8 protein-coding genes and 1 pseudogene are annotated in these 9,637 nt (G+C 71.5%); 6 read left to right on the forward strand and 3 right to left on the reverse strand.

Features of this window, described 5'->3' with window-relative positions; all coding sequences use genetic code 11:
* Nucleotides 1–33 precede the first annotated feature (33 nt).
* From FXF65_RS04110 to serS, 3 genes are all read left to right on the forward strand, one after another.
* On the forward strand, nucleotides 34–1,677 hold the full coding sequence (locus tag FXF65_RS04110) for a hypothetical protein (RefSeq protein WP_148348288.1): 1,644 nt from the start codon (nucleotides 34–36) through the stop codon (nucleotides 1,675–1,677).
* 14 nt (nucleotides 1,678–1,691) lie between these two features.
* Entirely contained in the window at nucleotides 1,692–2,498 is an 807-nt protein-coding gene (locus FXF65_RS04115) for a class I SAM-dependent methyltransferase (RefSeq protein ID WP_148348289.1), read from the forward strand.
* Between the two features lie 86 nt (nucleotides 2,499–2,584).
* Complete coding sequence (gene serS, locus FXF65_RS04120) at nucleotides 2,585–3,844, forward strand: serine--tRNA ligase (protein WP_148348290.1); 1,260 nt, start codon at nucleotides 2,585–2,587, stop codon at nucleotides 3,842–3,844.
* Nucleotides 3,845–3,924: 80 nt separating this feature from the next.
* On the opposite strand, the gene FXF65_RS04125 is transcribed toward serS, so the two are convergent.
* On the reverse strand, nucleotides 3,925–5,583 hold the full coding sequence (locus tag FXF65_RS04125; protein WP_148348291.1) for an IS4 family transposase: 1,659 nt from the start codon (nucleotides 5,581–5,583) through the stop codon (nucleotides 3,925–3,927).
* A gap of 12 nt (nucleotides 5,584–5,595) precedes the next feature.
* Between FXF65_RS04125 and FXF65_RS04130 the strand changes: the two genes are divergently transcribed.
* Together FXF65_RS04130 and FXF65_RS04135 are read left to right on the forward strand one after the other, a co-directional pair.
* Nucleotides 5,596–6,096 (forward strand): pyridoxamine 5'-phosphate oxidase family protein, encoded by a 501-nt coding sequence (locus FXF65_RS04130; RefSeq protein WP_342787272.1) that lies wholly within the window; start codon nucleotides 5,596–5,598, stop codon nucleotides 6,094–6,096.
* 142 nt (nucleotides 6,097–6,238) lie between these two features.
* Complete coding sequence (locus FXF65_RS04135) at nucleotides 6,239–7,042, forward strand: HAD hydrolase family protein (RefSeq protein ID WP_148348293.1); 804 nt, start codon at nucleotides 6,239–6,241, stop codon at nucleotides 7,040–7,042.
* A gap of 78 nt (nucleotides 7,043–7,120) precedes the next feature.
* On the opposite strand, the gene FXF65_RS04140 is transcribed toward FXF65_RS04135, so the two are convergent.
* Both FXF65_RS04140 and FXF65_RS04145 read right to left on the reverse strand, forming a co-directional pair.
* Nucleotides 7,121–7,657, reverse strand: a complete 537-nt coding sequence (locus FXF65_RS04140) for a bacterial proteasome activator family protein (RefSeq protein WP_148348294.1) — start codon at nucleotides 7,655–7,657, stop codon at nucleotides 7,121–7,123.
* A 13-nt stretch (nucleotides 7,658–7,670) separates the two neighbouring features.
* Nucleotides 7,671–8,627 (reverse strand): NAD(P)H-quinone oxidoreductase, encoded by a 957-nt coding sequence (locus FXF65_RS04145; protein ID WP_148348295.1) that lies wholly within the window; start codon nucleotides 8,625–8,627, stop codon nucleotides 7,671–7,673.
* A gap of 193 nt (nucleotides 8,628–8,820) precedes the next feature.
* On the opposite strand from FXF65_RS04145, the pseudogene FXF65_RS04150 reads away from it, so the two are divergent.
* Nucleotides 8,821–9,637, forward strand: a pseudogene (locus FXF65_RS04150) (hypothetical protein); the annotation flags it as partial.

Consider the following 9,637-nt stretch of genomic DNA (forward strand, 5'->3'; position numbering starts at 1 on the left):
CTCTGTACCAGTGATCAGTGGAAAGGTTGCGCCGTGCGCCGATCGTCCGCCCTGCTAGCCACCGCCGCACTCGCGGCGGCATCTCTCATCGTCCCCGCGACCGCGAGCGCGGACGTCACCGACGACTGGCTCACACTGACGTTCGACCAGCTCGGCAAGGACCGGGTCGCCCACGTCAAGCTGAGCGCGAAGTCGGCGAGCGGCGTGACGGGCGTCGTCGCGAAGATGCACTACAAGTCGACGTCGGCGGAGCCCTACGCCACCGTCCCGCTCCAGCGGACCGACGGCACGGACAACGACGGCGTCTGGCAGACCGACTACCGGACCGACATCAACGCCCACCCCGGGCTGACGGCCGTCGAAGTGCTGATCACCACCAGGGACACGCACTCCTACTCCAAGTGGTCCACCTTCAACGACTGCTACACGACGACCGTCGCGGACCTGACCGCCTCGCCCGCCGCCATCGACGTCGAGCACCAGGACGTGACGCTCCGCGGCCGGGCCATGTTCCAGACGGACCGCGAGTCGGCGCCACAACCCGCACCGAATGTGACGGTGAACGGGCCGACGTCCCAGCGCCCGGATGGCACGACGTACCCCAACAGCACGACGGCCGGCGCGGACGGCACGTTCACGATGCAGTACACCGGCGCGCCGAGGGCCACCGCCGGCGTCCCCGCGCAGGGACCGCTGTGCGGACGGAGCGCAACCGCACCCCTGACCGTGACCAAGCAGACCACCGAGGTGACGGCGAAGCGCGCACCGGGACCGGCCGTCGCGCCCGGCGCGGAGATCACGGTGGAGGGCAAGGTCGTCCGGCACGGCTCCGCCGGGACCGTCCCCGCGGTCGGCGCCACGGTGTCGGTCGACATCCCGTCCGACATGGCCCAGACGCACCCCATGGGCGTGACCGGCGCGGACGGCACCTACAAGATCACCTTCAAGGCGGGGCTGGAGCCCGGGAAGTCCGCCTTCCCGACCGTCCACGCCGGGGACAACGGGTTCCTCGTCGGGAGCGACGCGGACCTCGGGTTGATGTGGGTCGGGAACGGCTCGCAGCTCGTCGACTTCGCCACGGACAAGAACCGAACCCCCTTCGCGTACGGCGACCCCCTCGTCGCGAGCGTGCGGCTGGACCTCTCGCCCGGCATCCTCACCGAGACGAAGCAGCCGGTGTACCTGGAGTACTCCTTCGACGACAAGACGTGGAAGACCTGGGAGACCGCGACGCTCGACGGTGAGGGAACCGTCTACTTCGGCGCCGACAAGGCCGTCACCAAGGACGCCTACTGGCGCGCCCGGTACCCCGGCAGCACGCTCAGCGCCCCGGCCGTGACCGAGTCGCGCTTCATCGACGTCAAGTACCGGACGGAGATCTACGAGTTCAACGCCTCCCCTGAGCCGGTGGCGAAGGGCAAGACCATCACTGTGGAGGGGCTGCTCTACCGGTTCCAGGCGACGGCGGGGCCCGCGCCGAACGCGCCCGTGGCGATCTACTTCAAGGCCGCCGGATCGTCCGCCTGGACGAAGGTGGCCGACACGAAGACCGCGGCCAACGGGCGGTTCAAGAAGACGTTCACGGCGTCCAAGGACGGGACGTGGATGGCCCACTTCCTGGAGAGCAGCAACTACCGGGAGTCCAACGCGCCGAGCGACTACGTGGACGTGCGCTGACATAGGCTGCGCGGGTGGCTGACGACTTCGATCTCTACGAACGGGAACTGTGGGCCGGACGGGCCGCCGCCTACGAGCGGGGATTCGCCCGGCTCACCCGCCACCTGATCGAACCGCTGCTGGACGCCGCGGGCGTCGCCGCCGGGGCGCGGTTCCTCGAAGTCGGGACGGGCCCCGGCTTCGTGTCCCGCGAGGCCGTCCGGCGCGGCGCCGAGGCGACCGCGCTCGACGCCGACCCGGACATGGCGGAGACGGCGCGCCGGAACGTCCCCGGCCTGGACGTGCGCGTCGCCGTCCTGCCCGAGGTCCCGTTCGACGACGGGACGTTCGACGCCGTCGCGGGCAACTTCGTCATCAACCACGTGGGCTCGCCCGACGCGGCCCTCGCCGAGCTGCGACGGGTGCTGCGGCCCGGCGGGCGGCTCGCGCTGAGCTGCTGGGTGATGCCGGGCAGCGGGGCGCTCGGGATCGTCCGGGAGGCGCTCGAAGAGGCGGGCGTGCCCGTCCCGGACGACATCCCCGACCCGCCGTTCATGGAGCACGGCGAGGCCGCGGCGTTCCGGCGGCTGGTCGCGGCGGCGGGGTTCGCGGGCGTGGCCGTCGAGGAGGTGACGTGGGAGCACGTCGTCGACCCCGAGGACTGGTGGGAGACGGGCGCCCTCTCCAGGGTCGGCACCAACGGCGTCATCGTCGGACGGCAGGACGCGCCCACCGTCCAGCGCGTCAAGGACGCCTACGACCGCATCGTGTCCGGCTACGCGGCGGCGGACGGAAAGGTCGCGCTGCCCGCGCACGCGCTGCTGGCCAGCGGCTCCCGCTGAACGCCCCCCTGAGCGCCGCCCGCGGGCGGCGCGCGGACGCGATACCCCCGCGCGGCGGGGCGCCTCCAGCCGGTAGCCTCGCATCTGTGATCGACCTTCGCGCTCTTCGAGAGGACCCTGACCGGCTGCGCGCGTCCCAGCGCGCCCGCGGCGCGGACGACGCCGTCGTCGACCGCCTGCTCGACCTCGACGGGAGGCGCCGCTCGGCGCTCACCTCGTTCGAGCGGCTGCGGTCCGAGCAGAAGAGTTTCGGCAAGTCGGTGTCGAAGGCGCAGGGCGAGGAGCGGCAGCAGTTGCTGACCCGCGCCAAGGAGCTGGCGCAGCAGGTCAAGGACGCCGAGGCCGAGGCCGACCGGCTCGGCGACGAGCTCGACGCGGTGCTGAAGGACGTCCCGAACCTCATCGAGGACGGCGCCCCGCCCGGCGGCGAGCAGGACTACGTCGTCCTGGAGCACGTCGGCGAGCCGCCCGAGTTCGACTTCGAGCCGAAGGACCACCTGGAGCTCGGCGAGAGCCTCGGCGCGATCGACATGGAGCGCGGCGCGAAGGTGTCCGGCGCGCGGTTCTACTACCTGACGGGCGTCGGCGCGCGGCTCCAGTACGCGCTGCTCAACCTGGCGATCGAGCAGGCCGTCGCGGCCGGGTTCGTGCCGATGTACCCGCCCGTCCTGGTGAAGCCGGAGGCGATGGAGGGCACCGGGTTCCTCGGCGCGCACGCCGCCGAGGTCTACCAGCTGCCGCAGGACGAGCTGTACCTCGTCGGCACGTCCGAGGTCCCGCTCGCCGCCTACCACATGGACGAGATCCTCGACGGGCTGCCGCGGCGGTACGCGGCGTGGTCGTCCTGCTTCCGCCGCGAGGCGGGCTCCTACGGCAAGGACACGCGCGGCATCATCCGCGTCCACCAGTTCGACAAGGTGGAGATGTTCTCCTACTGCGAGCCCGACGACGCGCACGCCGAGCACCTGCGGCTGCTGGAGTGGGAGAAGGAGATGCTCGCCAAGGTCGAGATCCCGTACCGGGTGATCGACGTGGCGGCGGGCGACCTCGGCGCCAGCGCGGCCCGCAAGTACGACTGCGAGGCGTGGGTGCCGTCGCAGGGCACCTACCGCGAGGTGACGTCCACGTCCAACTGCACCGAGTTCCAGGCCCGGCGCCTGTCGGTGCGCCACCGGGACGCGGACGGCAAGAGCCGCCCGGTCGCGACCCTGAACGGGACGCTCGCCACCACCCGCTGGATGGTCGCGATCCTGGAGAACCACCAGCGGGCCGACGGGACGGTCCGCGTCCCCGAGGCGCTGCGCAAGTTCATCGGGCTGGACGTCCTGGAGCCCGTCAAGCGCTGACCGCGCCCGTCAAGCGCTGACGGCGCCCGTCAAGCGCCGACCGCGGGCCGGACGCGGAACCGGCGGCCCGCTCCGTTGACTTAGCGGTCGGCGGGGGCCGCCGCCCAGGTCAGCGCGCGATGATCTCCCCATGCGGGACGGCTGTGTCCCGCGGCGGGTGCGTCGCGGCCGTCAATCGGCGGCCGAATGACGGAATTCGGTGCGGGCCGCTGGGCCGTGAGGCTGCGGCGGGCGGCGCGCAGCTCGGCGGTGAAGCTGAGGCGACCGGGGTCCAGCGGCTCGCTGCGGTTCACCGCCGTCGCGTGCATCCTGACGCGCAGGCCCGTGTAGACGGCCAGGTGCGCGTACGTCTCCTGGAACACGAGGTCGGGCGTCCTGCTGGACAGGACGGTGTCCGAACCGATCTGGATGGTCTTCAACTCGGCCAGCGGGTCCCCCGCCTCCGACCGTGCGCCGTACAGGCCGACCAGGTCGGCGACGGGCGCGGCGTCCGGGTCCGTCAGGGTGGTGATGAGACGGCAGCGTTCCGCGCCGCTCCCGCCGGGGAGGTCAGGGGCGTACTCGACGACCCGGGCTCGCGCGTCCTGGCCCGGCCAGGCATCGCGGCCCGGCTCCCCGTGCACGGTCGAGATCCATGACCTGTCGGGGAGGGTCTCCTCGACGGGCAGCTTCCAGGTCTTGGGGACGCGCCAGAGCAGCTCGGCGCCCGACTCCGCCAGCCTGCTCCACAGTTGCGCGCAGGGAAGGTCATGGTCGGCGAGGACCAGCATCGCCGGGCCGAGCGAGGTGGCCAGCCGTTCGGCCAGCACCCGTTCCCGGACGCGGTAGGAGTCGACCGTCGCGTCGCAGACCGCGTTGCTGCCCGCCTCGACCAGCGCGACCAGCCGCGCCAGCGGGCAACCGGGCGGCCTCTCGCCCCGATGGGCCCGGGGCCCGCCGAGACCGGTCTGGTTGGCCGGGCTGTCGGCGGCCTGCAGCGTCGTGCCGGCGAGCGCCATGACGCGCAGCCCGCGCCAGAACGCGCCGGGCGTCCGCTCGTCGGCCACCGCGCTCCCCGCGTGGACCAGCAGTTCGCGGAACGGCTCTATCCCCAGCTTGCACCGCGCCCTAAATATCGCGGCCTTGTCCGGTACCCGCCAATTATCCCAGCCATTATCGAGTCCGGGCGCGGCGACCAGCGTACGAAGCACACGCTGATAAGACTGCGGGGACAACAACGCGCGGGCGAGCAGAAAATAGACCATCAAACCGGGCGACAGCAGCCGCCTCCGCACCTCGCGGTCCTGGGTTTTGGCCAAAACGGCTTCCACCAGATCTTGCGGAAACACACTGTCCAGGTCACCGAGTGTGACCATGTCGAGCAACTGATCGACCATGCCGGACACCGCCTCAGGGCTCCCCGTTCGCCCTCCCTCTCGACGGTATATCAACTTCATTGCCAGGTGTGGGTCATGGCCAAAGTCAACGATATTGGTCTGGGTACTTCCGAGATACCCCTTCCTTTGCACTGACGCCTGTGGTGCACTCGGAATCAGCATGAGGAACCGGCTTCCCACCCCGCACGGACGGAAGGGGACCACGTCCATGGTGATGAGGTCGAGCTTGGCAGAGAAGAGGCACCACTGATGACGACGGAGTACTCGGTGTGTCCCGGAACCGACGGTGAACGCGCTCTCCAGCGAAGGTTGGAAACGACGGAGCGCGCCATTCGGTTCTACGACAAGCAAATGCTGGACCATCTCAACTCGCACATGCAGGCGTTCGTCCGGCGGCAGGAGATGTTCTTCGTCGCGACCGCCGACCGGCGCGGAGAATGCGACAGTTCTTTTCGCGCCGGGCCGCCCGGCGTCCTGTTCGTCGCGGACGAGCGCACGGTCCTGTACCCGGAGTACAGGGGCAACGGGGTGTTCGCGAGCTTGGGCAACATCGAAGAGAACCCGCATGTGGGAATCGTCATCATCGACTTCGAGCGCAGCCGCATCGGGCTGCACATCAATGGCGGAGCCGAGATTTTAGAAAGCGCCGCGGCGCGTGCGATGTGGCCCGACCTTCCGGTGGAGCAGTCACCGGGGCAGCGTGCGCAGGTGTGGGTGAAGGTGTCGGTGGAAGAGGCTTACATCCACTGCGCCAAGCACATTCCGCACATGCGGAAGGTCTCGCGGGAAGAGGCCCGCTCGTGGGGGACCGGTGATTTCCGGCGCAAGGGCGGCGATTTCTTCCACGCCGCCCAGGAACGCGCGAAGAGCGACTGAGCCCCGCCGCCCGCCCGGCCGCCCGCCCGGCCGCCCGACGGGCCGCCGGGCGGGATGGGAACGATGTCGGCGAGCGCGCGTTTCGCCACCTTGACGGGCCCCCAGGGGACAAAAGTGGCGGAGGATGCAATAAAAAGGGGACATGAGCCAGCCTTCGCCGCGTGTGATCGCCACTGACCTCGACGGGACGGTCGTGCGCTCCGATGGAACGATCTCAGCCCGGACCGCCGCCGCCCTCGCCCGCGTCGAGCGGGCCGGGGCGATGCTCGTCATGGTCACCGGCCGACCGCCGCGCTGGATGGCGGACGTCGCGGCGGCCGCGGGCCACCACGGCGTCGCCATCTGCGCGAACGGCGCCGTGCTGTACGACCTGCACACCGAGACCGTCCTGGAGACGCGGGAGATCCCGCCCGCGGTGATCGCGGAGACGGTGGGGCGGCTCCGCGCCGTCGCGCCCGGCCTGCGGTTCGCGGTCGAGCACCCGACCGGGTTCGTGTTCGAGTCCACCTACGACCTCGAACGGCTGGACGTCGAGGCCCTCGGCGGCCGTTCGGTGGACCCGGCCGACCTCGCCGACCGCAGCGGCACCAAGCTGCTCGCCTTCGACCCGGCGGGCGACCCCGACGTGCTGACCGAGACGGCCGTCCAGGCGGTCGGCGACCTGGTGACGGTGACGCACTCGTCCAAGCGGGCCCTGCTGGAGATGAGCGCGCACGGCGTCACGAAGGCGAGCGCGCTCGCCGCGCTGTGCGCCGAGCACGGCTTCGGGTCCGCGGACGTGACGGCGTTCGGCGACATGCCGAACGACCTGCCGATGCTCACCTGGGCGGGCGTCTCGTACGGGGTGGCGAACGCGCATCCGCTGGTGCTTGCGGCCGTCACGCACAAGACGTCCACGAACGACGACGACGGGGTCGCCGAGATCCTCGAACGCCTCTACCCGTGAGAACGGGTTGTCTGAGAACGACCGAATGAGAACGGCCGCGCCCCCGTCGAAGGGGTGCGGCCGTTTCTTTGCGGACGTCTACAGGTACGGGCCGGAGGCGCGGTGGCCGGGGCCTTCCTCGTCGGCGCTCGGGGGGACCATCCCGGCGGGCAGGGCGCGGCGCATCTGCTCCAACTGCGCGCGGGCCGCCATCTGCTGGGCGAACAGCGTCGTCTGGATGCCGTGGAACAGGCCCTCCAGCCAGCCGACGAGCTGGGCCTGCGCGATCCGCAGCTCGCCCTCGCTCGGCACGACGTTCTCGGCGAACGGCAGCGACAGCCGCTCCAGCTCCTCGACCAGCTCGGGCGCGAGACCGTCCTCGAGCTCCTTGATGGACGACTTGTGGATCTCGCGCAGCCGGGCGCGGCTCGCCTCGTCGAGGGGGGCGGCCTTGACCTCGTCCAGCAGCTGCCGGATCATGCCGCCGATCCGCATCACCTTCGCGGGCTGCTCCACCATGTCGGTGACGGACTTGCCCTCGGACTCGCCCCCGCCGCCCTCGACGGCGATGCCGTTCGGGCCGACGACGAGCACCTGCGGCTCCTGTTCTGACTGGTTCTTCGAAGGCTCGCTCATAAACTCCACATCCTCACACGGTCAGCAGGATCTTGCCGACGTGAACGCTGTCTTCGAGCGCCCGGTGCGCGGCCGCCGCGTCGGCCATCGGGACGCGGCGGTCGACGACCGTCCGGATCCGTCCCGCCTCCAGCAGCGGCCACACGTGCTCGCGGACGCCCGCCACGATCGCCGCCTTCTCGTCCGCCGGACGGGCCCGCAGCGTCGTCGCGTGGACGGCCGCGCGCTTGCCCAGCAGCTTCCCGAGGTCCAGCTCCGCCCGCGCGCCGCCCTGCAGCCCGATCACCATGAGACGGCCGCCGACGGCGAGCGCGTCCACGTTGCGGGCCAGGTACTTCGCGCCGATCAGGTCGAGGATCACGTCGTAGGGGCCGTGCTCGACGAAGTCGTCCTCGCGGTAGTTGACGACCAGGTCCGCGCCGAGTTCGCGGCAGCGCGCCGCCTTCTCCGCGCTGCCGACGGTCGTCACGACGCGGGCGCCGCGCGCCTTGGCGAGCTGGATCGCGAACGTGCCGATGCCGCTGCCGCCGCCGTGCGCGAGCAGGGTCTCCCCGGCGCGCAGCCCGCCGAGCTGGAACACGTTCGACCACACCGTGCAGGCCACCTCGGGCAGCCCGGCCGCCTCCACGAGATCGACGCCGCGCGGCACCGGGAGGACCTGTCCGGCGGGCACCGCGACCTTCTCGGCGTACCCGCCGCCGGTGAGCAGCGCGCATACCTCGTCGCCGACGCTCAGGCCCGTCACATCGGCGCCCAGCTCGGCGACGCGTCCGGACACCTCAAGGCCCGGATACGGGGGAGCGCCCTTCGGGGGCGGGTAGAAGCCCTTGCGCTGCATGACGTCCGCGCGGTTGACGGCGCTCGCGGCCACGTCGATCAGCACCTCGTCCGGGCCCGGCGCCGGGTCGGGTACCTCCGTCCACGTCAGGACGTCGGCGTCGCCCGGCTCGCGGATAACGATCGCATGCATACCGGCCACGCTACCGGGCGTCTGGAACGGGGTTACGGCCCACCGGACGCGACGCCCGCCGGGGCCGCTCCGCGGGGTCGACGTCGATCTTCGCGGTGGATGCGTGGTATTGGCACACGGGTATCCTGCCTTGGGGCCATTCGCCCACCTGCACCGTGTTGATCATCAGAGGCGTGCCCGAGGGGGAAGAACGGTGGCGAGGAACGAGCACGACGGGCGTTCCCTGGAGGAGCGGCTGGCCTCTCTCGACGCGATGAGCGACGACGGCGGGCGGTCCGCACCCGAGGGCGAACGGCCGCCGGAGGCGCAGTCCCCGTCCCAGGGTCCCCCGCCGGGCCCTCCCCAGGTCCCTCAGCAGGCGCCCGCCGAGCAGGAGAACGCGCCGCCGCCGCTGCCGCTGCCACCGCCGCCCGTGCCGGGTGAGCCCGTGCCGGGTGAGAGCGGCCCGCCGTCCCCGCAGGGCGATCCGGGCGGCAACCCGTGGCTCTCCGCGCCGCCCGCGTTCCAGCAGGCCCCGGAGGGCTACCCGCCGGAGAACTTCGGCCCGCCGCAGCCCCCGCCCTATGACGGCGGCCCCATGCCGCAGCCGTTCGACGGAGGGATGCTGCCTCCGCCCTATCCGGGTGCGGGCGGCTTCCAGGGGCACGACCCCGCGCAGGTCCCGCAGCCGCCGCAGCCTCCGCAGCCTCCGTATCCGCCGCAGCAGTCGCCGTACGACGCCAACGGCAACACCGCTCCCCCGCTCGACCAGCTCCCGCCCTACGCGGCCGACCAGTTCCCCTCACGGGACGCGGAAGCAGCCGCCCCGCCATACCAGCAGGACCCGGAAGCCACCTCGTACCAGCAGTTCCCACCCATCGACCCGAACGCCGGTCCGCCGCAGTTCCCGCCGATGGACCCGAACGCGGGCCAGCCGCCGTTCCAGCCCGGCGACCCGAACACCGGACAGCCGCAGTTCTCCCCGGGCGACCCGAACGCGGGACAGCCGCAATTCCCGCCGATGGACCCGA

The sequence above is a fragment of the Actinomadura syzygii genome, assembly GCF_008085905.1.
In the GTDB taxonomy this organism is placed as follows: domain Bacteria; phylum Actinomycetota; class Actinomycetes; order Streptosporangiales; family Streptosporangiaceae; genus Spirillospora; species Spirillospora syzygii.